General features: G+C 47.1%; 17 protein-coding genes. 15 read left to right on the plus strand and 2 right to left on the minus strand.

Annotated elements, in window-relative coordinates; genetic code table 11:
* The first annotated feature begins 223 nt into the window (after nt 1-223).
* The 14 genes from AAA952_RS11270 (at nt 224) to AAA952_RS11335 (ending at nt 19,604) form a co-directional block, all read left to right on the plus strand.
* The gene (locus tag AAA952_RS11270) at nt 224-1,273 is read left to right on the plus strand and encodes a rod shape-determining protein (RefSeq protein WP_105251284.1); all 1,050 of its coding nucleotides are present in this window, start codon (nt 224-226) and stop codon (nt 1,271-1,273) included.
* A gap of 44 nt (nt 1,274-1,317) precedes the next feature.
* Nucleotides 1,318-2,322, plus strand: coding sequence for a rod shape-determining protein MreC (mreC, locus tag AAA952_RS11275; RefSeq protein ID WP_263148058.1), 1,005 nt, complete (start codon nt 1,318-1,320; stop codon nt 2,320-2,322).
* Nucleotides 2,322-2,810: a rod shape-determining protein MreD gene (gene mreD / locus AAA952_RS11280; RefSeq protein ID WP_105251286.1), complete on the plus strand. Its 489-nt coding sequence runs from the start codon at nt 2,322-2,324 to the stop codon at nt 2,808-2,810. Before mreC ends, mreD begins: the two co-directional genes overlap by 1 nt.
* A gap of 2 nt (nt 2,811-2,812) precedes the next feature.
* Nucleotides 2,813-3,418 (plus strand): Maf family protein, encoded by a 606-nt coding sequence (locus tag AAA952_RS11285; RefSeq protein ID WP_338257070.1) that lies wholly within the window; start codon nt 2,813-2,815, stop codon nt 3,416-3,418.
* A 218-nt stretch (nt 3,419-3,636) separates the two neighbouring features.
* Complete coding sequence (gene rng, locus AAA952_RS11290; protein WP_263238431.1) at nt 3,637-5,103, plus strand: ribonuclease G; 1,467 nt, start codon at nt 3,637-3,639, stop codon at nt 5,101-5,103.
* On the plus strand, nt 5,103-9,470 hold the full coding sequence (locus tag AAA952_RS11295; RefSeq protein WP_338257072.1) for a YhdP family protein: 4,368 nt from the start codon (nt 5,103-5,105) through the stop codon (nt 9,468-9,470). Before rng ends, AAA952_RS11295 begins: the two co-directional genes overlap by 1 nt.
* Entirely contained in the window at nt 9,394-10,224 is an 831-nt protein-coding gene (locus AAA952_RS11300) for a carbon-nitrogen hydrolase family protein (protein WP_338257074.1), read from the plus strand. Before AAA952_RS11295 ends, AAA952_RS11300 begins: the two co-directional genes overlap by 77 nt.
* 140 nt (nt 10,225-10,364) lie before the next feature.
* Nucleotides 10,365-11,813, plus strand: a complete 1,449-nt coding sequence (gene tldD, locus AAA952_RS11305; protein WP_105251291.1) for a metalloprotease TldD — start codon at nt 10,365-10,367, stop codon at nt 11,811-11,813.
* A gap of 94 nt (nt 11,814-11,907) precedes the next feature.
* A complete protein-coding gene (locus AAA952_RS11310) occupies nt 11,908-13,290 on the plus strand; it encodes a TolC family protein (protein WP_338257076.1) in 1,383 nt (460 codons plus the stop codon).
* Complete coding sequence (locus AAA952_RS11315) at nt 13,280-14,254, plus strand: HlyD family secretion protein (RefSeq protein ID WP_173247150.1); 975 nt, start codon at nt 13,280-13,282, stop codon at nt 14,252-14,254. The genes AAA952_RS11310 and AAA952_RS11315 overlap by 11 nt, the downstream gene beginning before the upstream one ends.
* Nucleotides 14,255-14,334: 80 nt before the next feature.
* The gene (locus AAA952_RS11320; RefSeq protein WP_338257139.1) at nt 14,335-15,552 is read left to right on the plus strand and encodes an ABC transporter permease; all 1,218 of its coding nucleotides are present in this window, start codon (nt 14,335-14,337) and stop codon (nt 15,550-15,552) included.
* 1 nt (nt 15,553) lies between these two features.
* Complete coding sequence (locus AAA952_RS11325; protein ID WP_219253730.1) at nt 15,554-16,744, plus strand: ABC transporter permease; 1,191 nt, start codon at nt 15,554-15,556, stop codon at nt 16,742-16,744.
* A gap of 222 nt (nt 16,745-16,966) precedes the next feature.
* The gene (locus AAA952_RS11330) at nt 16,967-17,854 is read left to right on the plus strand and encodes an ion transporter (RefSeq protein ID WP_338257082.1); all 888 of its coding nucleotides are present in this window, start codon (nt 16,967-16,969) and stop codon (nt 17,852-17,854) included.
* Nucleotides 17,855-18,278: 424 nt separating this feature from the next.
* Nucleotides 18,279-19,604, plus strand: coding sequence for an APC family permease (locus AAA952_RS11335; protein ID WP_263197854.1), 1,326 nt, complete (start codon nt 18,279-18,281; stop codon nt 19,602-19,604).
* A 145-nt stretch (nt 19,605-19,749) separates the two neighbouring features.
* Here the strand turns inward: AAA952_RS11335 and AAA952_RS11340 are convergent, their stop codons facing one another.
* Both AAA952_RS11340 and yjgA read right to left on the minus strand, forming a co-directional pair.
* The gene (locus tag AAA952_RS11340; RefSeq protein WP_338257085.1) at nt 19,750-22,272 is read right to left on the minus strand and encodes an Ig-like domain-containing protein; all 2,523 of its coding nucleotides are present in this window, start codon (nt 22,270-22,272) and stop codon (nt 19,750-19,752) included.
* Nucleotides 22,273-22,301: 29 nt separating this feature from the next.
* The gene (yjgA, locus tag AAA952_RS11345) at nt 22,302-22,838 is read right to left on the minus strand and encodes a ribosome biogenesis factor YjgA (protein WP_198573074.1); all 537 of its coding nucleotides are present in this window, start codon (nt 22,836-22,838) and stop codon (nt 22,302-22,304) included.
* A 437-nt stretch (nt 22,839-23,275) separates the two neighbouring features.
* On the opposite strand from yjgA, the gene pmbA reads away from it, so the two are divergent.
* On the plus strand, nt 23,276-24,619 hold the full coding sequence (gene pmbA, locus AAA952_RS11350; RefSeq protein WP_338257088.1) for a metalloprotease PmbA: 1,344 nt from the start codon (nt 23,276-23,278) through the stop codon (nt 24,617-24,619).
* The last annotated feature ends 54 nt before the right edge of the window (nt 24,620-24,673 follow it).

The raw sequence follows: 24,673 nt of genomic DNA on the forward strand, positions 1-24,673 counted from the left end.
TTGATATTTGTTGCTGAATTGTATGTTTACTCGTTTTTTGTTGCTGATATTTTCGTCAATAAACAGTATTTTCCGCTTAAATACTGTTTTTTACGTGGCGATTTGAAAAAAAATCACTTCATTAGCGATTGTTAACCTCCTCGGTCTTGTGGAATCAGGGTGGCATTGATAAAGTTAGCTGATTTTTCTTTTCTTCTGACTCCACAGAATACAGGCTAGTTACATGTTTAAGAAGCTACGCGGCATTTTTTCTAATGATCTATCGATCGATTTGGGTACAGCTAACACATTAATTTATGTTCGTGGCGAAGGCATAGTCCTCAATGAGCCTTCTGTTGTTGCTATACGTGGTGAGCGTAGTGGCTCCGGTCAGAAATCTGTTGCCGCGGTCGGCACAGAAGCTAAACAAATGCTAGGCAGAACGCCTGGCAATATCCAAGCTATCCGCCCAATGAAGGACGGTGTCATTGCAGATTTTTATGTGACGGAGAAAATGTTGCAGCACTTTATTAAACAAGTGCACAACAATAGTTTTTTTCGTCCAAGTCCACGCGTGCTTGTGTGTGTGCCCGTTGGTGCCACTCAAGTAGAACGCCGTGCTATTCGTGAATCAGCCATGGGCGCTGGTGCTCGCGAAGTGTATTTAATTGAAGAGCCAATGGCAGCTGCGATTGGTGCGGGTTTACCCGTATCTGAAGCGACCGGCTCTATGGTGGTGGATATCGGTGGTGGTACCACTGAAGTCGCGATTATTTCACTTAATGGTGTAGTGTATTCGTCTTCAGTCCGTATCGGCGGTGATAAGTTTGATGATGCGATCATCAACTACGTCCGCCGTAATTACGGGAGTTTGATTGGTGAAGCTACGGCTGAGCGTATCAAGCACACTATCGGCACTGCTTATCCTGGCGATGAAGTGCTCGAGATCGAAGTCCGCGGCCGTAATTTGGCAGAAGGTGTACCTCGTAGCTTTACACTGAACAGCAATGAAATTTTAGAAGCCTTACAAGAGCCATTATCTGGCATCGTAAGTGCTGTGATGGTGGCGTTAGAACAATCTCCACCAGAATTAGCTTCAGATATTTCTGAGCGCGGTATGGTGTTAACTGGCGGCGGCGCTTTATTGCGTGATTTAGACCGTTTATTAATGCAAGAAACCGGAATTCCTGTAATGGTGGCGGACGATCCATTGACCTGCGTAGCACGTGGCGGTGGTAAAGCCCTCGAAATGATTGATATGCACGGCGGCGATCTGTTCTCCGAAGAAACCTAATTTAACTTCGGTATGGGGCGGTTAATCACCGCCTTAGCTTTCCTATGAAGCCAATTTTTGTTCGTGGTATTTCAAACCAATTCCGTCTGACACTGGCAATTATTTTGTCGGTGGCTTTGCTCGTGGCTAATCATCGCCTCGATCCTGTACGGCAATCGTTATCCTCTTTTTTTAGTCCATTGCAGTATTTAGCGAGCGTGCCCGGTGTTGCGCTTGACTGGTCGTCTGAAAGTTTTGCCACCCGCAATATGTTAGCGTTGCAGAATAAAGAGCTGCTCAGGCAGCAATTGCTGATGAGTGAACGCTTACAGCGTTTCGAACACTTACGCCAAGAAAATGAACGTTTACGCGCACTGTTGGGCTCACCAGCCTACCTTGATTCGCGCAAAATGGTGGCTGAAGTATTGGAGGTGGCTAGCGATCCTTTCCATCACTATGCGGTGTTAAACCATGGTTCACGCAGTGGTGTATTTGTTGGGCAGCCTGTGGTCGACGCCCAAGGGGTTGTTGGCCAAGTGGTACAAGTCAGTGAAATGACCAGTAGGGTGTTATTGCTCTCCGATGTATCACACGGATTACCTGTGCGTATCACCCGTAATGATGTGCGCCTTGTTGCCAATGGTACGGGTGAGTTAGATGAAATAGAGCTGCGCCATGTGGCCAAGAGTACTGACATTCGTGTCGGCGATTTGCTGGTCACCTCAGGTTTAGGGAATCGTTTCCCGGAAGGTTATCCGGTCGCGCGGGTTATGGAAGTGTTGACTGAAGATGGTCAAAGTTACGCTCGAGTCACCGCCCAGCCTTTAGCGGCGTTAGATCGTATTCGTTATTTATTGTTGATTTGGCCATCTCCCGATTCTGGTGTGACTTTACCGAGTCAGCCTACCGTGCCTGCTGCGGATCATTCATCGAGCGATAATGTATCAAAAGCAGATAGCGCTGTTCCTGCTGGCGGAAGTGTCACGCCAGCAGAGGCTTCTAAACCTGTGACCGCGCCTGCGACCAAACCGTCAACGGAAACCACTCCTCCTGTGGCTGAGGTGCATTAATGAGTTTTCAGGCCGCCAATGGGCGCTTTATTGTTTGGGTGACATTATTTATCGGCGTGATCAGCCAGATCATGCCTTTACCAAGTGCTGTTGATGCTTGGCGTCCAGACTGGCTATTAATGATTGTTCTCTATTGGTCTATCGCATTACCCCACAGATACAACATCTTAACCGCATGGGTTTTAGGCCTAGTATTAGATATTTTATTGGGAGCCACCTTAGGTGTGCGCTCTTTAGCCATGTCTTTGGTTATTTATATCGCTATCTTGCATTGCCAGCGTTTGCGAAACTTCCCTCAATGGCAGCAGTCGTTAGTGATCATGCTACTGATTTGTATTTATCACTTAGTGATTTACTGGGTGGAATTTGTGATGCAAGAGGCTGTTTTCAAAACGGATCTATTTTTACCTGCGATTTCAGGATTAGTGATCTGGCCTTGGATATTTTGGATTTTACGTCGGGTTCGACGTCATTATAAGGTTCGTTAACTGTGGATTTAGTTTTAGCTTCAACTTCGCCACGTCGCAAAGAATTATTGGCACAGATTGGATTCGGTCGTCCTGAGTTTAGTTTCATGCAAGTGGCACCGGATATTGATGAAACTGTGCAACAGGGCGAAGCACCAAGGGATTATGTACGACGTTTAGCCGCTGAAAAAGCCCAAGCTGGACTGGCATTATGCGCAGATATGTCACAGCCTGCTGTATTAGGTTCTGATACTATCGTGGTGCTTGAAAATCAAATATTAGGCAAACCGCTAGATGTGGCCGATGCTAAGCAAACGCTCAGTGAACTGTCTGGCCGAACGCATACTGTGATGACGGCTGTGGCACTGACCTACAAAGCAGGCGAGTCTGACTCAACCTTAAAAACTTCAGTGCGCTTAGTCGAAACACAAGTGCGTTTTTGCGCTTTATCGACAGCTGACATTGAGGCTTATGTGGCTTCAAAAGAGCCCATGGATAAGGCGGGCAGTTATGGCATTCAAGGGCTCGGCGGTTGCTTTGTGGCTGCAATTGAAGGCAGTTATTCTGGCGTTGTAGGTTTACCTCTGGTTGAAACGCGTGAGTTGTTAGCCGAAGTTGGTTTTATTTAACTGCTGCTGGTTGCTTATATTGCGATTTTGGCTTGAGGTTAGAATGAACCTTATTGGCGTTTAGGGCTCTGAATCGAGTACTCCAATGACGTTGACCTTGTTCCTTTATTCGGTTTTCATGCTTAGAGAGTTTGTAACTTCGATTAATTAATCTAGTTTCCCGAATGGGGTGAGTCGTGAATACCAGTCGCTTAAATCCAAATAAAATACAGCGCAAGATGGGTTCAGAATTACTGATCAACGTAACTCCATCTGAGGCGCGCGTTGCTTTAGTTGAGCATGGTGTGCTGCAAGAAGTCCATATTGAACGCCGGATGAAACGGGGTTTAGTGGGTAATATTTATAAAGGTAAAATCAGCCGTGTGTTACCCGGTATGCAAGCCGCCTTTGTCGATATTGGCTTAGATAAAGCGGCTTTTTTACATGCGTCCGACATAGTACCGCACACTGAGTGTGTCGCCGATGTTGAGAAAGGTCATTTCGTTGTTCGTGATATCGCCGAGTTAGTCCGTCAAGGGCAAGACATTATGGTGCAAGTGGTTAAAGATCCGCTGGGCACTAAGGGCGCACGCCTAACGACCGATATCACGCTGCCTTCCCGTTATTTAGTCTTTATGCCAGGTTCTAGCCATGTTGGTGTTTCCCAGCGTATTGAACTAGAAGAAGAACGCAGTCGCCTCAAACAAATTACTTTGCCCTATGTTGATGATGACGGTGGTTTTATTATCCGCACTGCCGCCGAAGGCGTAGGGGAAGATGAGTTATCCCAAGATGCGGCATTTTTACGCCGAGTTTGGTCAAAGGTGAGTGAGCGACGTAAACGCGGTGGTGTGTCGCTCCTGTATCAAGATTTAGCCTTACCTGTGCGCATTGTGCGTGATTTTGTCGGTACTGAGCTGGACCGTATTCAAGTGGATTCTCGCCGCACTTTTGCCGAGTTGCAGTCTTTTGCGCAGGAGTTTATGCCAGAGATTGCCGATAAGATTGAGCACTATTCAGGACCTGCGCCTATTTTTGATCTCTACGATGTGGAGAACGAAATTCAACGTGCACTCGGCCGTAAAGTCGAGCTCAAGTCTGGTGGCTATTTGATCATAGATCAAACCGAAGCCATGACGACTGTGGATATCAATACCGGCGCCTTTGTGGGGCACAGGAATCTTGAAGAAACCATTTTTAATACCAACCTCGAAGCGACCCAAGCGATAGCGAGGCAGTTACGTCTGCGTAATCTCGGCGGTATCATTATTATCGATTTTATCGACATGATGACGGCGGATCATAAGGCTCGTGTTCTTAGCAGCTTAACTAGCGCTTTGTCTAAAGACAGGGTGAAAACCAATGTGAGTGGTTTTTCGGGGTTAGGTCTAGTCGAAATGACCCGTAAGCGTACCCGCGAAAGTTTAGAGCATGTCGTCTGCGGCGAGTGTCCGGCCTGTCATGGCACGGGGAGCATGAAGACAGTCGAGACGGTTTCCTATGAGGTCTTTCGTGAAATAATCCGTTTAAACCGTGCCTACGATGCTGATGAGTTCCTGTTGTATTGTTCGCCTGCCGTGTATCAAAGTCTGCATACCGATGATAATCATCTTATTGCTGAACTTGAGGTTTACATAGGTAAGCGCATCCGTTTGCAAAATGAGCCTATGTACTCACAGTACAAATACGATGTGGTGATGATGTAGTGGCTACGCTTTTTACTGCAAAAAAATTTAGCCGTTTTTGTTGGCAATTTCTGGCGCTTATTTTGGTCTTGTTTGCGCTTGCCGTCAGTTTGATCCGTGGTTTATTACCGCAGGTTGATGAAGTTCGCCAGCAACTGGTGAATTACGTAAAAAGCGAATATAAAGTCGATGTGCAAGTGGGGGAGTTATCCGCCCATTGGCAGGCATTTGGTCCTGCACTTAACATCGATGACTTAGTGATCCCGCCACAGGAACAACTGCCTGTGACCTTGATGATCAAGAACGTACAAGTGAAGTTAGATTTTTGGCAATCGCTGCTCACGCTCACCCCACGAATCGAAGATGTCAATTTTGAGGGTGTCCATGTCGCTTTAGACATGGATAAGCTTACTGAAAACGATCCCGCCACAATTAATAAAGCCCCGCAACTCGATTGGCTTTATGCCCTGTTACTCAAACAACTCGATAGATTCTCCTTAACTAATGCCACAGTGCAATTGCTGAGCATGCGCCAAGAGTTTCGCCCGATCCATATTCGTCATTTGAACTGGCGCAATCAGGGTGAACGTCACCGCGGTGCGGGAGAGTTGTATCTTGATAGTGATGCCTCTAAGCATGAGTCTCTCGGATTACAGTTAGATATCAAGGGCGATGGTGCAAATCCCGACAGTTTGACTGGGCAGATTTATTTGGCGGCTAACTCTTTGGATTTAGGTGAATGGGCTTCACGTCAGCCTAATCCCTATGATTCCACTCAAAAGTTACCCTTAGAAGGGGTTGTCAATCTTAAGGCTTGGCTTACGTTTGCCGACCGCAGCATCAGTTCTGCTATGGTTCATTTTGAGCCGAGCTGGCTGCAATGGACATTAAAGCAAGAGCCGCAGAGATTTGAAATTCAAGCGGGTGACATTGTTTGGCAGCCAAAGGCGACGGGTTGGGAAGTGCAAAGTTCAGGACTGGATTTTGTCACCAATGGTGAGCATTGGCCTGCATTAACGCTGGCCGCGAAGCGTCAAAACGATGAATTATTTGCCTATGTGAATCAAGTTAATACTCAGAGTCTATTGCCGCTGTTGCCGCTATTTCCTGGAGTCGATAGAGCCGTATTACGTCAATGGCATGCGTTAGCTCCCGAGGCTAGTATTGGACCAATCCGCCTGTATCAAAAAGCCGACCAGCCTTTGCTCGCCAGTACCGAAGTGAAGCAGTTGCATTGGCAGAAGGTTGACGGTATTCCCAATACTCATCCTGTAGATGTAAACCTGCGCTGGCAAGATAAGACGCTGTATTTCTCTTTACCTGAACAAGTGTACACCCTCGATTTTGGTGATGAATTTTCGGCGCCATTAGTGTTCAATGGGGCGCCAATTAATGGTCAATTCGATACTGAACATCTGAGTTTAAATGTGCCTCAGTTGCAGTTTGAAAACGAAGATATCGGCGTTGATGCGGCATTGAATTTGGACTTTAGCGGTGCTGCACACATGGCGCTGGCGGCCAATGTTCGTATCAACAATGTGGCCAATGCCGACAAGTATTTCCCTAATAAGGCGATGGGTGAATCACTGGCCGAGTATTTGGATACTGGGCTTAAAGCGGGTCAGACCCAAGATGCGCAAGTTGTTTGGCGTGGTCCGTTAAGTGGTTTTCCCTTCGATGATAATAGCGGCGTATTTCAGGCAGCATTTACCTTAACAGATGCTAAATTTCAGTTTCAACCCGACTGGCCTGCGGTAACAGATCTGTCCCTTAACGCTTTGTTTGAAAATACCCGCATGGATCTTTGGTTAAACCAAGGCAAGCTGATGAATGTGGATGCCACAGGTGCCCATGTATTTATTCCCGCCATTGGTGAACAGACGCTGCTAAGGATTGAAGCCGAACTTGCTACTCAAGGCAGTGCGGCGACTAAGGTGTTACAAGCCTCACCTTTGGCGAGCTCAGTAGGCAAAACCTTAGATGTCGTGCAAGTGCAAGGTGCTGTTACTGGCACTTTAGACATCAGCATTCCACTGTATGAAGGTGAAGCTGAAGCTGAAGATATTCGTGGTCAAATCCGTTTTGATAATACACCGGTATATATTGCTCAGCCAGGGCTTCAACTTCATGGCGTGACTGGTGTAGTCGACTTTGCGAATGAGGTTGTGACAGGAAAAGGCATTAAAGCGCGCTTGTTCGAACAACCGCTCAGTTTAACTTTCGACACTCAGCCTAAAGGTAAAGATTTTGGCCTTAATCTTTCGCTGAAAAGTCGTTGGGAGCTCAGCCGTCTCCCCGATGAATTGCACAATCCCTTGAGTGATTTTTATCAGGGAAAAATCAGTTGGGACGGTGCTATGACTATGCTATTTACTGAGCAAGGTTATCAAATCCAAGCCAAAGTAACTTCGGATATGCTGGGGACGCAACTGTTACTCCCAGGATACTTTGCTAAACCCGAAAATGAACCACGACCTTTAGTCGCTGAGTTTGTTGGCGATCAAGATGATGCGACGCTCGATGTCAAACTTGCCAGTCATGCCGAGTTTATCGGTGGTTTCGATGCCGATAAAGGCGCAAATTTTAGTTATTTTGACTTGTTATTGGGGCGTTTATTTGGTGAGGATGAAGCCAGAAATACGGAACAAGGTCATATTCAAATCGATCTCGGTAAGGCCAAATTAGCCGAATGGTTACCTGTGATTAATGCCTTTGTTGGTCAAGAGAAAATACCGAAAACGGGCATTTTAGTTGATGATATTCCACATAAAAGTTTATTTCCCGCGGTGGCGAGTATCGATTCTCATATCGGTCGGCTCGATCTTTTAGGGCAAGAACTGACGGAGCTTAGGCTTAATGCTAAGCCTAACGAGACGGGATGGCGTTTTAATACCGTTGCCAACGAATTTGACGGTTGGATCGATTTCTATCCAAATTGGAAAACTCAAGGTCTCAAAGTTGTGGCGAATAAATTCTATTTTTCACCTGAGGTAAAGCCGAACTCGGATGCCGATTTTGCCAGTGATCAAGTGCTCACTAACTTGCCGCCAGTTGCAGTGAATGTGGAAGATTTTCGTTTCTTCGATAAATCCTTTGGAAAGCTTGTTTTGCAGGCGAGCCCACAAGCGGCAGGATATAAGATTCAAACATTGTCTTTGACTACGCCCAATGTCAATTTGCAGGGCAGTGGCATTTGGCAGCAACAGGCTGGACAGAATAAAACTGACCTCAGTGTTGAGTTAAATGCCACTCAGTTTAGTTATCTATCTGCTCAATTGGGTATAGAGCCTGGCGTTAATGAAGCCCCCTTGAAGGTGAATGCGGACTTATCTTGGCAAGGTGCTCCCTATGCCTTCTCCCTCGAAACCTTAAATGGCAAGGTGAAATTCAACTTAGGCAAAGGCCACTTATCTCAGGTGAGTGACAAGGGCGCGCGGATTTTCTCCCTGTTCAGTTTAGATTCTTTGGTGCGTAAACTGTCGCTGGATTTCACCGATGTCTTCGGTCAGGGCATGTATTTCAATTCTTTCAATGGCAATTTGCAGATTGATAATGGCGTGGTGAAAACCACTGACACTGAAATGGATGCCATCGCGGGTAATATGAAGGTGCGTGGCTATACGGATCTCACCACTGAAAGTTTGAATTACGATATCCGCTTTGTGCCGCAGTTGGCCTCAAGTGTGCCGACTGTCGTATTGCTCAGTACCAGCGCTTGGACACTGGGTCTGGGGGCCTTTGCCCTGACAAAAGTGCTTGAGCCTGTGATTGAAGTGATTTCAGAAATTCGTTTTCGGGTGACTGGGACTATGGCAGAGCCTGTGGTCGAAGAGTTAGAGCGAAAGAGTAAAGAGATTGAAATTCCAGAATCTATTTTACCTGTGGTTGGCGTTGAGCGCCCAGCGGTGCCGACTGAAGCCGCGAGTCATAACGCCGATATCACTCAGCCGGTAGAGACTAAATCGACCGAGGCTCAATTAACAGAAGCTAAGCCAACTGAAGCTAAGTTAACTGAAGCTAAGTTAACTGAAGCTCAGTCAACTGAAGTCAAACCAAGCAACACTAAATCTGAGCCACAGTTTCAAGCAACACAACCAGAAGCGCTCGAGCCACAAGACGTTAAGCCTGAAGAGGCCAGATCTGAAGAATCAAAGTCAGAAGAGCTAAAGCCAGCAACAGATCAAATTAAAGCGCCCGATTTAAAGCGGGAGCAACCTCAAGCGACGCCTTCGCCTGAAGCGCCGAACACGCCTGCCACACCAGAGAATCAGCCAGCAGTAGAACCGATTAAGCAAATTCAGGGAGATCAGAATGCACATCAGCCTGTTGCAATGTCAGAGCAGTCGCGACGTCAGCGCCAATCTGCTGTTTATCGAATCGCAGCTTAACGAACTCAGACGGGATGCCGATGCGCCCCATTTAGTCGTGTTACCCGAATGCAGCTTACTGTTTGGTGGCCATGAAAGTCAGCAACTTGCCTATGCGGGCGATGTTCATCAGAGTCCGCTCAAATCGGCGTTAAGTGCACTGGCCGCCAAGTATCGGGTGTTTATGGTCGCGGGGACTATTCCGGTGTTGGCTGAGGATGGTCGTGTCTATAGTCGCAGTTATCTGTTTGATGATAAAGGTGATACTTTAGGGCATTACGATAAACTGCACCTTTTTGATGTGGATGTTGCCGATGGTACAAAACAATATCGCGAGAGCGAAACCTTCTGCCCCGGTGATCACATTAGCGTTATCGATACACCTTTTGGCAAAATTGGCTTAACCGTCTGTTATGATTTACGCTTTCCCGACTTGTTTAGGGCGATGCGTCTTGCGGGTGCCGAGATTATTGCAGTCCCTTCTGCCTTCACCAAGGTGACGGGGGAATCCCATTGGCAAGTATTGCTACAGGCCAGAGCGATTGAAACCCAATGCGTTATTCTTGCTGCAGCTCAGTGGGGACAGCATAACGAAGGCAGTCGAGAAACCTGGGGGCAGAGCATGATAGTCGGTCCTTGGGGGAATATTTTGGCTGAACTCAAAACCGGTACAGGTTGGGTACAGGCTGAGGTCGACTTAACCGAACTGCACAGTATTCGCAGTAAAATGCCCGTCATGCAGCATAATCGTTTCCTTGAACCAAGCTTGAAATAATGTTCCAGTAGCCAGTAGCCAGCAGACGAGTTGAAATGCTGAATTTGCGCTTGAGTCGATACGCAGCATTAACACATAGAATTAGTACACCGAATTTACACTCAGAATATCAAGATCCCTTGGGGTCAAAGAGAGCATAGATGCCATTTTTAGCACAAGTAGAGCAAAGTTTATTGAAGAATGGGTTAGCGTTAGAGGGCCTGCAAACCTATCTAAACACCATACATCAGCACAAAATCGATTATTCCGATCTCTATTTTCAAGGTAGTCGCCACGAATCTTGGGTGCTGGAAGACGGCATCATCAAAGACGGTAGTTTCCATATTGAACGCGGTGTGGGCGTGCGGGCTATCAGCGGTGAGAAAACGGGTTTTGCCTATGCCGACGATATCACTCCTGCCGCCTTAAGCGCTGCAGTACAGGCTGCCCGTGGCATTGCTAGTGCGGGTGAGCAGACTCAGGTACAAGCCTTTAAACGTCAAAAAGCATTGGCGTTATACGACAGCTTAGATCCGATTGCGGCGATGGAAGAAGTCAAAAAAATCAACCTGCTGAAAGAAGCCGATGCTTTTATTCGCAGTCTAGATAGCCGGATTATTCAAGTGGTGGTTAGCCTTGCTGGTGTGCACGAAGAAATCCTCGTTGCTGCGAGTGATGGCACTCTTGCGGCCGATATCCGTCCTCTGGTGCGTTTTAACTGTAGCGTGATTTTGGAAGAAAACGGTAAACGTGAACGTGGTGGCGCCGGTGGTGGTGGTCGTCATGACTACGGTGTTTTAATGGCAAGCGATGACACGGGTTTACCTATGTGTTTCGCCTTTGCCCGCGAAGCCGTGCGTCAAGCGCAAGTTAACCTTAACGCCATCGATGCACCAGCGGGTGAAATGCCAGTGGTGTTAGGTAATGGCTGGCCCGGTGTATTGCTCCACGAAGCGGTTGGACATGGTTTGGAAGGCGACTTTAACCGTAAAGGCAGCAGTGCCTTTAGCGGCAAGGTTGGTCAGCAAGTTGCGTCTAAGTTAGTGACTGTGGTCGACGATGGCACCTTGCCTAATCGTCGTGGTTCACTGAGTATCGACGATGAAGGTGTACAAACCCAAAGAACCGTATTGATTGAAGACGGTATTTTAAAGGGTTACATCCAAGACAAACTCAATGCTCGCTTAATGGGTGTTGCGCCAACGGGTAACGGCCGCCGTGAATCCTACGCGCATTTGCCTATGCCACGTATGACCAATACTTATATGACGGCCGGTGAGTCAGATCCCAGTGAGATTATTAAGTCAGTGAAGAAGGGTATTTACGCCCCTAACTTTGGCGGTGGTCAAGTTGATATCACTTCGGGTAAGTTTGTGTTCTCAGCATCCGAAGCCTATTTGATTGAAAATGGTGAAGTTACTCAAGCCATTAAGGGTGCTACTTTAATCGGTAATGGCCCTGAGGCTATGAGCCAGATTTCTATGGTCGGTAACGATATGGCTTTAGATCAAGGTGTGGGCGTTTGTGGTAAAGATGGTCAAAGTGTGCCTGTGGGTGTGGGTCAACCGACCCTAAAACTCGATAAGCTCACCGTGGGCGGAACAGCATAAAACCTAGAACCTTACGTCTATGGGTTCTAGTCGCTACCCATCATGAATGTTATCATTCGCAAAGGAAATTAGAGTAACTACTCTAGAGGTGTTAATGAAACTATCACGTGTGGTATGGCTGTGCCTATTATCATTGCCTTTGGCTGGCTATGCCCAGCCGATTAGCTTTACTGATGCTTGGCAGCAAGTGCTGAAGGTGAGCGACAAGTTGCAAGCGCAATCGCAGGAAGTTAACCGCGCTAAGGGTGAACAAGAGGCGGGCGAGAGCTTAAATTTTCCCTCATTAGACATTCGCGGTAACTATATTCATTTGGATAAACCGATTGAGTTTGATCTGAAAGAATTAAATTCTGTGGTTTCTATCCCGCCATCGCTTGGCGGCATTATTGCGGGTATTCCGCCGCTGCCCTTAAGTGAGCAAGATATTTTTAGCGCCAGCTTACAGGCAATGTGGCCGATTTATACGGGCGGACAGATCACTGCGGCTCAAGGTATACACGCGGCTATGGTGGCCGAGAAGCAACAAGAATTACAATTGGCAACGCGTGATTTATTTACCCTGCTGGTGGATAGATATTACGCTGTCGATGTGACGTTGGCATTGGTGAATACTCAGACTGATCTGGTTGGCTCGTTAGCTAAGCATGTTGATCATGCTTTAGCACTAGAGCGCGAAGGGCAAATTGCTAAGGTCGAGCGCCTCAATGCGCAGGTCGCCCTAGACAATGCTAAAGTCAATTTAGGCAGTGCTCGTCGGCAACACGAAATGGCAGTGATTGCGCTGGCACGTATGCTACAGCAAAGTCAGGTGAGCACAAATTCTCCCTTATTTGTACTGCCACAGGCTCCTTCATTCGCTCAACTCAGCCAAATTACCCTGAGCCAACATCCGGCGCTCAAATTGCTCGAAGCGAAAGAAACGCAAGCGAACGGTTTAATAGCGTTGGAAAAAGGTAAATACCATCCAACGGTTTTCCTCTTCGGTAACTACACCTTGTATGAAGAAGACACACTCTTGACGAGCATCACACCTGACTGGATGGTTGGGGTTGGGGTCAATGTGCCACTGATCAGTCGCGATGGTCGTAGCGGTAAGGTCGAAGCGGCGAAAAGTGCACTCTTACAAGCTCGTTATACCAAGGCACAAACTAAACAAGACTTGAGCCTGCTGGTGGATCAAAGCTATCGCCAATTATTACAGGCCGAGGAAGAAGTGACGGCGCTCGATACTTCGCTCGAACTTGCTATTGAAAACCTGCGCCTACGTGACATCGCCTTTAATCAAGGGCTTTCAACCTCTATCGACAGAGTCGATGCGGAGCTGAAACTGAGCGCAGTGAAAACTCAGCAATTGGCTGCCCGTTATCGTTACGTGCAAGCCTATGCCAGATTAATGGCCATCAGTGGTCAACTAGATGAATTTATCGGTCGTACCACAGCCCCTACCCAAGTGCAGGAGACAAACAATGCGCGCTAACAGAATACTTGCCCTTGTGGCGTTGGTCGCATTAGGCCTTATCTTAGCCTATGGACTCAAGCTCGCTTATAGCCCGCAGCCGAGTTTGTTGCAGGGCCAGATTGAAGCCCGTGAGTACAATGTTTCGTCCAAGGTGCCAGGCAGAGTCGAGCAAGTGCTCGTGCGCCGCGGTGATAGTGTTGCCCAAGGGGATTTATTATTTGCGATCCGCAGTCCTGAGCTAGATGCAAAGTTAATGCAGGCCGAAGGTGGCCGTGATGCCGCTAAGGCGATGCAGCTAGAAGCCAACAACGGTGCTCGCAGTCAAGAAGTGATGGCAGCCAAGGAGCAATGGCTCAAGGCGCAGGCGGCGGCAACGCTCGCTAAAACCACCTATACCCGAGTCGAAAACTTATTTAACGAAGGTGTGGCGGCAAGACAAAAACGCGATGAAGCCTTTACCCAATGGCAAGCGGCAAAATACACAGAACAAGCGGCCTTAGCCATGTACCAAATGGCCGAGGAAGGTGCGCGGGCGGAAACCAAAGTGGCTGCTGCAGGTAATGCCCGTAAGGCTGAAGGTGCAGTGAAAGAAGTTAGCGCCATTATGGAAGATAGCCAAATGCGCGCACCTAAATCGGGTGAGATCAGCGACGTGCTGTTACAGGCGGGTGAATTGGCTCCCAGTGGTTTTCCGATTGTGAGCCTGATTGATATGCAGGATGCTTGGGCCGTGTTCCAAGTGCGAGAAGACCAACTTAAACGTTTCAAAAAAGGTCAAACAATTCAATTAACGATTCCGGCACTTGGGCAGGATGTGGATTTTACTGTGTCCCATATCAGTGTGATGGGTGAGTTTGCCACTTGGCGTTCGACCGAAAGTGGCCATGATTTTGATATGCGAACCTTTGAAGTGGAATTGCGTCCAAACCAGCCGATTACCGATCTGCGTGTCGGCATGTCTGTGCTGCTGCGTAGTGAGTAAAAGTCGTGACTGAACGTACGCCTCACGCCAACGCGGCGGACAAGATTAAGGGCGAATCACAGCCATCGAGCATAAGCTTTATGGCGTTGCTCACAGCGTTAGTTCGTCGTGAGCTGCGTGCCCTATGGCATGACCCTTGGCAGTTAGCGCTGATAAGTTATATTCCACTACTGGGGATTTTATGCTTATGGTGGTTGTTCAGTGCAGGTCTGCCAAGGCAACTGCCCGTGGCGATTGTTGACCAAGATCATAGTCAATTGAGCCGCATGTTGACCCGTCAGCTTAAGGCAAACCCAGTTACCGATCCGCAAAGTTTTACCGACTTATCCTCGGCGATAAGCGCGATGCAACAGGCGAAAGTCTACGCGATTGTGGTTTTTCCCTATGATATGAAAAAGGATTTACTTACAGGCCATAAGCCTACAATTGATGTGCGCTACAACAGTCAATTTTTGCTGGTGGGTAAGTTACTCTCAAGCCAAATTCAGCTGAGTTTAGGCGACGGATTACAGCAAGTCGCGGGTTTAAAGCAGCTCGCAAATGGTACACCAAAATCCCAAGTTGCAGTGAATTTAAGCCCAGTCAAAAGCCAAACTACAGCCCTGTTTAACCGAAATAACAACTACATAGGTTTCTTAGTACCGCCAGTGCTGATTGCGCTGTGGCAGTTGTTATCTATGTTAGTGATGGCAAACAGTTTAAATCGAGAGCTGCATTTAGCGCCTACCACTCAGGCCGATGGCATGTCGAATATCTTAACTGAACATTTTTGGCCTAAAGTGTGGGCGAAAATGGTGCTGTTTACGCCGATATTGATGCTGCAGGGCGGCTTTATTTTAGCTTGGCTGTATTTGTATCTTGCTCTGCCGATGGGGGGGAGTTTAGCCCTATTATTGCTCGCGCAATTAGTCATGTTATTGGCAGTCTGGAGCTTAGTGTTATTAATATTTGTAGTGATGCGTGACAGTGCGCGGGTCATCAGCTTTTGTACCGCTTTATTTGCGCCAGCGTTTGCCTTTATGGGCATTACTTTTCCGACTCACGAAATGCCGCAATTAGCCCAGTGGTGGCGACTTATCATGCCATCGAGCCATTATATTGAGTCCCATGTTAGTATCGTGAGTTATGGCGCTACTTGGCCAAGTGTTGCGAGCCAAATCACTAGCTATTGGGGCTTTATCTGTCTGATACCTTTGATATATTTCCTGTCGCGTAAATTACTGCCTATCACAGTTAACACCAATGCTTCAGTGACGGTTTATGACTCGGACGCAGCTATATCTGCGAAGGGGCAATAGGATGAATTTATCCAATAGCGAACACGCAAACACACCACGTCAGCTCAGTCTGTGGCGACTGATCCTCACTGAGTTTAAGGCTATTATTAGCGATAAAGCGATCGCAGTGACCTTATTTGGCGGTGTACTGTTTTATTCGGTTTTGTATCCTTTGCCCTATCTGAATCAAGTGCCGACTGAGCAACAACTGATCGTGGTGGACTTAGATCATTCTTCCCTAAGCCGTCAATTGATCCGTCATGCCGATGCCAGCGCAAAAATTCAAGTCATAGGCCAAGTCGGTTCGATTACCGAGGCGAAGCGATTTATTGAGACGCGTAAGGCCCACGGCTTACTCGTGATCCCTGAAGGATTCCGCCGCGATTTATTGCTCGGTAAAGGTGTGACGCTAAGCTATGGCGGTGATGCTAGTTACTTTTTGATTTATTCCGCGGTTGTTGAAGGCTTAGTTAGCGCAGGAATGGATGCGGGTAAGCAAGTGCAATTGATTGGCATGCTTGCTCAAGGACAAAATCCTAAGCAGGCCCAAGAGAGTTTAAACTCGCTTCATCTTAACAGTGTGCCTGCCTTTAACCAGAGCCTAGGTTATACGCCCTATGTGGTACCTGGACTGTTCTTGCTGATTTTGCACCAAACCTTACTCATAGGTACTGGCATTTTAGGGGCTGGGCAATGGCGGCATAAAGGGTATTGGCAGCAGGTGTCACCGGTGCAATTAGTCTGTGGTCGTATTCTTGCTTTCATGTTGATTTATATCTTCTTTACCAGCTTTTATGTGGGCTATTGTTATCACTGGTATAACGTGAGTATTCAAGCGAGCCTTGGCTTAGTTGCGCTGTGGTTATTGCCGTTTTTACTGGCTACCGCCGCCGCAGGTGTTGCCATGAGCACCTTATTCACCCGCCGCGATTTACCCACCCAAGTGCTACTGCTGATCTCTATGCCTATTCTATTCGTGTCAGGTTTTGTGTGGCCGATAGCGCTGATCCCAGAGCCTTTAGTACTCGGCTCACAGTTTATTCCGGCCGTACCCGCGATTATGGGTATGCTAGAGCTCAATCAAATGGGCGCAAGTTGGGCGAGTGTGATGCCAAAATGGCTGCAACTCTGGGGCTTATTTGCGGTCTTTTTCGGCCTAGCGATGTTGGGGATTAAGCGAAGAACGAAGTTGTTGCTGATTGATACCCATTAGTTTTTAGCGATACCTTAGATTTATATTTATTGGCGAGTGTTAATCGTTTACTGAGGACGTTATGACGTTTTACCCACCCCCTCATAAAAGTTGCTGTTCATATTATCCAAATCTTGCTCAATCCACTGCATTTAACCCTGTTGTTATTTAACCCACCGTAAAAACTGGGCATCTGAAAGCGCACTCGCTACAATCGCCGCAATTGTGATTATAGGAGTCGACATGAGTACATCTTTACTTAACGCACCAACGGGTTTGCAGGCAAGAGTGATTAGCTTGGTTGAGCAAAACTGGTTTGGTCATTTTATTTTGACATTGATTTTAATCAACGCGGTGCAGTTAGGTATGGAGACCTCAGCCAGCCTGATGGCGCAATACGGTACTTTGTTGATGAGTCTTGATAAGGTGCTGCTGAGTGTATTTGTCGTGGAGTTATTGCTACGGATTTATGCCTACAGGGGGGAATTTTTTAAAGACCCTTGGAGTGTGTTCGATTTTACCGTGATAGTGATTGCACTGATCCCTGCATCTGGGCCTCTGGCTGTACTGCGTTCGCTACGGGTGTTGCGGGTGCTGAGAGTGTTAACAATTGTGCCATCAATGAAACGGGTCGTGTCAGCTCTGTTGGGATCACTTCCAGGATTGGCATCGATCGCCACGGTATTACTGTTGATTTATTATGTGTTTGCGGTGATCGCCACCAAAATCTTTGGGGGTACGTTTCCGGAATGGTTTGGCACCATTGCTGGTTCGTTTTATACCCTATTTCAAATAATGACGCTTGAAAGCTGGTCTATGGGAATTTCGCGGCCAGTGATGGAAGTTTACCCTTATGCTTGGGTATTTTTCGTGCCATTTATTCTGGTGGCTACTTTCACTATGCTAAATTTGTTTATTGCGATTATCGTCAATACCATGCAAACCTTCAGTGACGAAGAGCATGCATTAGAGCGTGAGCAGGACAAACAAGTCTTGGAGCAGGAACAAAGACAAATGCACGAGGAGTTGAAAGCCATCAGACTCGAGCTACAACAATTACAAACCTTGCTGCGCAGTGCTGCTGGTGATTCTTCTAATGTATCGACAAAGGGAGATATTGGTTCTGATTAAAGCAGATTAAGGATCGTGAGCTGATATCAAGTCTTGTACTTGGATTCTGTCGTTTTTCACTAAGCCATCACAGATTGCGGATCACTTAATATTTTTATTGGGTTGTCTTCTTGTTGGTTTTGGGGGAGAATGCGCGCCGAAAAAATAACCGAGATACTCAGTATCTCGGTTATTTTTTATTTATGGCGTATGTGTTTTAAAACAATTGAGGCCGGTAAACATCCGGAAATGATATGAGGTTCAGTTGAACCTATTTTACTGAGGAAAGACCAATGGGGCTGTTGTGTACCGGATTGTCGGTAGTTGTTGTAAATCAAGTCGTTGCGTTAGCCATTAAACCGAGAGTACAGACGGTTAGCCGCAAGCAAAAACTAATTGCAGATGCGTGCTTAGGTGTTCAACCCTGTACAATGAGGGTGTGCTGATGAGCCAACAAAATCTGGGTTTGAAGCAGACCCTCAACTTATGGCAAGTGGTGGTGATGGGGCTTGCCTATCTCACGCCGATGGCCGTTTTTGATACCTTTGGTATTGTTTCCGAGATCACCTCTGGCCATGTGGCTACGTCTTATCTATTCGCATTGGCGGGGATTTTATTTACCGCGTTTAGTTACGGTCATTTGGTTCGTAAATATCCCTATGCGGGTTCAGCCTACACTTATGCTCAAAAAACCTTTAGCCCGAATGTTGGTTTTATGGTGGGTTGGTCATCGCTGCTGGACTATATGTTTATGCCAATGATCAATATGTTGCTCGCAAAAATCTATTTAACCGCCATGTTTCCCAGCGTCGAACCTTGGATCTTTATTTTCGCTCTTGTGACCATAATGACCTTGCTTAATCTCAAGGGGATTGATCTCGTCGCGAACTTTAATGGGGTGATAGTGTTTGCACAGATCGCCATTATTGTGGTGTTCATTGGTCTAATGGCCTATAGCATTTCCCTCGGTGAAGGCGAAGGTGTCGTCGCGAGTGTGCGACCATTTTATGCCGATAATATGGCGATGGCGCCATTATTCACAGGGGCGACGATTCTGTGTTTCTCCTTCCTCGGCTTTGACGGGTTAAGTTCACTGACTGAAGAAACTAAAGATGCTCAACGTGTTATCCCTCGCGCGATTGTGTTGACGGCTTTGCTCGGTGGCGTGATTTTTGTTGGCGTGTCTTATTTTTTGCAGCTCTATTTCCCCGATATTTCCCGCTTTCAACAGCTTGATGCGGTATTGCCTGAAATTGCACTCTATGTGGGTGGTAATCTATTCCAGTCCATCGTATTAGTGGCGACCACTGTTGCCGTATTGGCATCCGGTATGGCTGCCCATGCTGGGGTTGCACGGATTTTATATGTGATGGGGCGGGATAATATGTTGCCACGTAAAGGGTTTGCTTATATCCATCCTAGATGGCGAACCCCTGCATTTAATGTCTTGTTGGTGGGGGCGCTTGCGCTGTCTGCCGTCTCATTTGATTTGGAAATGGCCTTAGCCTTAGTGAATTTTGGCGCTTTAGTGGCGTTCACCTTCGTGAACTTATCCGTGATTGTGCAGTTTTACCTAAGGGATCGACGTAATAAATCTTTTAGAGACCACTTACAATACTTAGTCTTGCCATTGTGTGGCGCCGGCACTATTGGCGTGCTTTGGGCAAACTTAGAGCCACAATCATTAGAGCTGGGGCTTATATGGGCGGCAGTGGGAGCATTGTATTTGGCTTTACGGAGTTTCCGTTTACGCCGTGCAGTAGAGCTATAAAATTAGTGAGTGTCATGGCTCATAGATGCACAGCTATAACTAAAGATGTGTAGTAGATCTAAGGGCCGTGAGTTGTAATCCTCTAATAAAATCTTCAATAAAAAGACCCGCATTCGCGGGTCTTTTGTTATATATCAGTTCGTTATTATTGCAGCAACACATTGAACTTAAGCAAGGTTTCAACGCCACTTGGTGTATTCACAGTTAGTACCACTTGGCTGCTAGCGGTTTCAGTATTTTTGAGGTAAAAGTCCGCCATACTTGCATTAGCATCATTCGTTTTAGGCACAGTATAAGGCGTTGACAGTAATTCCCCTTTATCTGCATCTACATTAAGCGTTGTACTAGAGGGCATAATTTGATCGGCACTATCGTAGAGTTTTACGATAAATTTGGATGTTTGCCCAGCTGGTATGGCCGTTAACGAATCAAGATTGTTAAGAATATTTTGACCTTGGTGATCTTCATATACTTTGACACCATCTTGCCACAGTGTGAAATACGCTTTCGAGCCAGACATTATCATCACGACAGCTTTACGGACGTAAGTTTTATTGGCTTGTCCTGTCCCACAGAGCGCGCCTTGACATTGAGGACCGTTAAACTTGCCATCGGCACCTTTGTAGGTGTTGCTAGCGAGGTTATCGAAATAGCGTTCACCACTATCATAGGCGAAGTTTTCGTTATCATCGCGAAAGGCTGTCGGCAAATCGCTAAAACCTGAGTTGTGGAATGTTTCTACATCTAGGCCGTTACCACGACAGGCAACGGGGGCGCCATTCATTAAGCAGGCTTTTAGAATTGCACCACCATCGGCCGAATCAAATTGGTTGTTACCATTGGTGTCGAAAAAGGTTTCGTGACCTAAAGCGTAGGCTAATACTGTTATGCGATGGTCTTGAGGTCTTGGATCGCTTGATGTCCAAGTCACACTGCAGACACCATTTTGGGTTAAGCAGCTTGGCTCTATTTGGCCGCCTTCACTGGTAAAGTTAACTGTTGTGTCATTTGGCGCAGGGTTGCCAAAACTGTCAGACAGTCTAGCGGTCACTGTGACTTTCTCACCATCAATATTACCCGCTTCAGGGTTGGCATTACTCGTCGCTAAACTAAATCCAAGTTGTTGAGGTAGACCAGTATTCACGGTTAACTGTTCAGATTGGCTAGTGATGACTTCTTTAGTATCAGTATCAACAGCAGTGGCGACCACGCGCACAGGCGTGGGTACTGTGCCGGATAATACGCGCACACTGGCGATACCTTGGGAGTTAGTCAGGCTTTGCGCATTCGCAGTGCCATTGGCAAAACTTAAACCACCGACAACCGTATCCAAGGTAAAGCTGACATTCTGTTGCGCTGCGGGTTGGCCATTGGCGCTGGTGACTTTGAAGCTAACTAAAGAGGATTCGCTTGCACCTGTGCCGCCCGCACCTTTAATGCGAATTTGGGCGGGCTCGGCCGACTCAAAACTTAAGCTGGCAAGGGTTTGGCGTTGCAGTGTGAATGGGAAATTTGCCGTTAACGTCTGATTGCCAGCTACGGTTGTGGCGATGGTTTGGTCGCTACGTTCACTGTTGCCACTGCAACTTGTGTCTTGGAAGGTCGAGCCCGCATTACCCGATAAGGTTGTAACTGGGGTATCGAGTGTGGCGCTATTGTTTGTGGTGCAATCTGAGCTAAAGCTGATGGATGAGGGTGTTTGTACTCGCGTAACCGTGCCGTCATTGGCCTCTAATACTAAACTTGCACTTACACCAAAACTACCGCCTGCGCTGATTTTATATTTGCCATTGGCATCGGCCGTTAAGGTGCTCGCCAATTGACCTTCGGTAAAGACTGCGCCATTGAATGACCCGAGTTTTAGCGTGCCTTCTTGGTTGACGGCATCTTTACTCAACACTTCATACAAACTGCTGGTTTGCAGCGATTGACCTTGATAGTCCACAGTGACCGTTAAGGCATTTGCCCCTAATTCAGTTGCACTTGGCGTATAGGGTACCTGCGCAATACCTTGAGTGTTGGTCAGCGCACTGGTTGGATTGAGCGCCGCTGAACCTGCAGTAAAGGTGACTTTAGCGCCTTCGATACCTTTGCTTTCGCTATCGAGCAATATGGCTTGTAATTGCACCGCCTCATCGACTTTAAAGCGAGTGACTAAGGCTGAGCTGCTTAAAATACTGGCGCTGAGTTTAGGTGCAGCAGGAGAAGTACCATCGCTAGCACTTAAAAACTCAAAATTGCGGGTAGCTGTTAGCGCCGTTGTGGAATCATTTGGGGTTGTCGTTGCAGTAATTATCCCTGCATTGACAAGTAAATCAGGATTACTAACGATAATAATGGCTTCACCGTTACTGTCTGTTAGTTTGCTATTAGGTGTTAATACACCAAGGTCTGTCGTAAAATCGACTTTCTGATTGCTCACTGTAGCTGAGCCTTTCTTTAACTTCGCGACTGCGCAAAAGCCTGTGTCTTTAGGAAAACTTTGGAGTGAAGTAACACTGCCGCATTCAGAACCCGATAAGGTCTTAAAGTCGATAGACAGTTTATAGATACCGTCAGTGGCATCTGTGCCACCGTTATCTTCGTCCGCAGGGCCGTTACAGGCCCCGAGTCCAAATAGTCCAATAAAAAGCAAAGCTAGGCTACATAACGTTTTGCTAAGTCGCATAAGCAACATCCTTGTGGGGCTGAAGTTAATTAGTCTTGGATTTCGCTGCGTAGATATTTAAACAGCTCTTTAGATGATTTTGATTCTGGGCTTTTGGCTAGTTCTTTGGTGGCTTGACGCACCAAAGTACGCAGTTTTTGTCTGTCTAATTGCGGATAATGCTCGACGACAGTTTGAATCTCATCATCACCTTGGGTGAGTAAGCGTTCACGCATTTTTTCGAACATTTGTAACTTAGCGGTCTCGTTGTTGTTTTTATTCAACACGATAGCGAGTGAAGCCTTGATTGGCTCAATATCAAAATTACGCATCAATTTGCCGATATACTGCATGTGGCGACGATACGCCTCAGTATTGACCTTGATTTTGCGTGTTTGCAGGATAGCGTCGTACAAAAACTCATCCAGCTCGATTTTATCTAGCTGAGTCTTGCTCAGTGAAACAAGCTCCATACCGACTTTTTGCACGGCTTCGCTATCACGCTTGTCCGTTGTTTTGCTGCTGACATAATCTTCATCTATGTCGTAGGGCTGTTTAAAATGTTCTGAATCACCAACAATCTTCATATAGATAAAACCTCAAGTAATTTACTGGCTAATAATAACATCTCTAGCCAAAAATCGCCTAGGTGAATGTGTTAATACCCAAGCTACCTGAAGATACGAGTTTCAGAGCGCCTAGGGTGCTCCAATTCAAGGCGCATCAATGACAGAATGTCGGCCACCTTTTGAATTGATGCAACACGGAAGTGGAGTGCCCTAGGCGCTCCGTCCCGGCGGGTTTTAACGCACTTTATGCTGTGTTGGTTATTTTTAACTTAGCCCGCTAGGTCTGCAAATAACCGCCTTGCCTAAAGTGCGTTAAACTCCCGCTGAATCCTGCATCTTCAGGTTGTTTGGGTATAGGATACGCTCTCAAGCCTAAGTCAGCCGCGAATAATTAATGTGAATGGGATTTGTGTTTGTTATGCTACGGCCATTGCCGACAACGAAAGAGTAGCTTTGTGTCTTTGAACAGAATCGATAGTGAATTGGGCGCGCTGAAAGATGCGGTGGCCGTGGCGCTGGAATATGCCAACAAATTAGGAACGAACGCTGCCGAAGTGGCGATCAGTAAACAACAAGGTTTGTCGGTTTCTACCCGTTTAAAAGAAGTTGAAACCGTTGAATTTAATAAAGATGGTGCCTTAGGAATTACGGTTTACCGCGATGGTTGCAAGGGCAGTTCATCGACGTCGGATTTAAGTTCAGAGGCCATTGCACTCGCGGTGAAAGCGGCCGACGATATCGCCCGTTATACTTCTCCGGATCCATTCAGTGGCCTTGCCGATAAAGCCTTGATGGCAAATCAGATCCGCGATCTTCAACTGTATTATCCACAAGATATTTCCCCCGATGAGTTAGCGCAACTGGCAATCCGCGCCGAAACTGCGGCGCTCGATGCCGATCCACGTATCAATAATTCCGACGGCGCCAGTGCCAATGCTCACACTGCGGTTAAAGTGTATGGCAACAGCCACGGTTTCTTAAACGGTTATTGCAGCTCGCGTTATAGCTTGAGTTGCAGCGTGATCGGTGAAGATAGCGAAGGCAATATGCAACGGGATTACGATTACACTATCGCCCGTAAATTCAGCGAGATGCTTGCGCCAGAAACCGTAGGTTTAAAGACCGCCGAGAAGACAGTAAGCCGCCTCGGTGCGCGCAAGATCGCGACGACGCGTTTACCCATTTTATTAGCGCCAGATATCGCCACAGGGTTAATCGGCCACTTTATCGGTGCGATCAGCGGCGGCAGTTTATACCGTAAATCCAGTTTCTTATTGGATTCGATCAACACCCAAATCTTCCCCGATTGGTTTAATATCGAAGAGCAGCCGCATTTACTGGGCGCATTGGCAAGCGCGAACTACGACAGTGAAGGCGTGGCGACCCAAGACAGACGCATTATTGACCGTGGCATGTTAGAAACCTATTTGCTGACCAGTTACTCGGCGCGCAAGTTAGGCTTAACCAACACGGGCCATGCGGGCGGTATTTATAACTGGACGCTCGGCCACACTGGCCAAACCTTCGACGAATTGGTAAAAGACATGGGCACAGGTTTGATTGTGACCGAAGTTATGGGCCAAGGCGTGAACATGGTAACGGGCGATTATTCCCGTGGTGCGGCGGGTTTCTACGTTGAAAACGGTGAGATCCAATATCCAGTGGAAGAGATCACTATCGCGGGTAACTTAAAAGAGATGTTCCGTGGCGTACAAGCCGTGAGTAAGGATTTTGATCTGCGCTCATCGATTCGTACCGGCGGTATCTTGTTATCTGAAATGAAGATTGCGGGTAACTAATCCATAGTCTCACTCGTTCTGCCGTGCTGCTATAGTGCGCTTAAGTCGTCTCAG

Origin of the sequence: Shewanella sp. M-Br, from assembly GCF_036245925.1 — a bacterium.
In the GTDB taxonomy this organism is placed as follows: domain Bacteria; phylum Pseudomonadota; class Gammaproteobacteria; order Enterobacterales; family Shewanellaceae; genus Shewanella; species Shewanella oncorhynchi.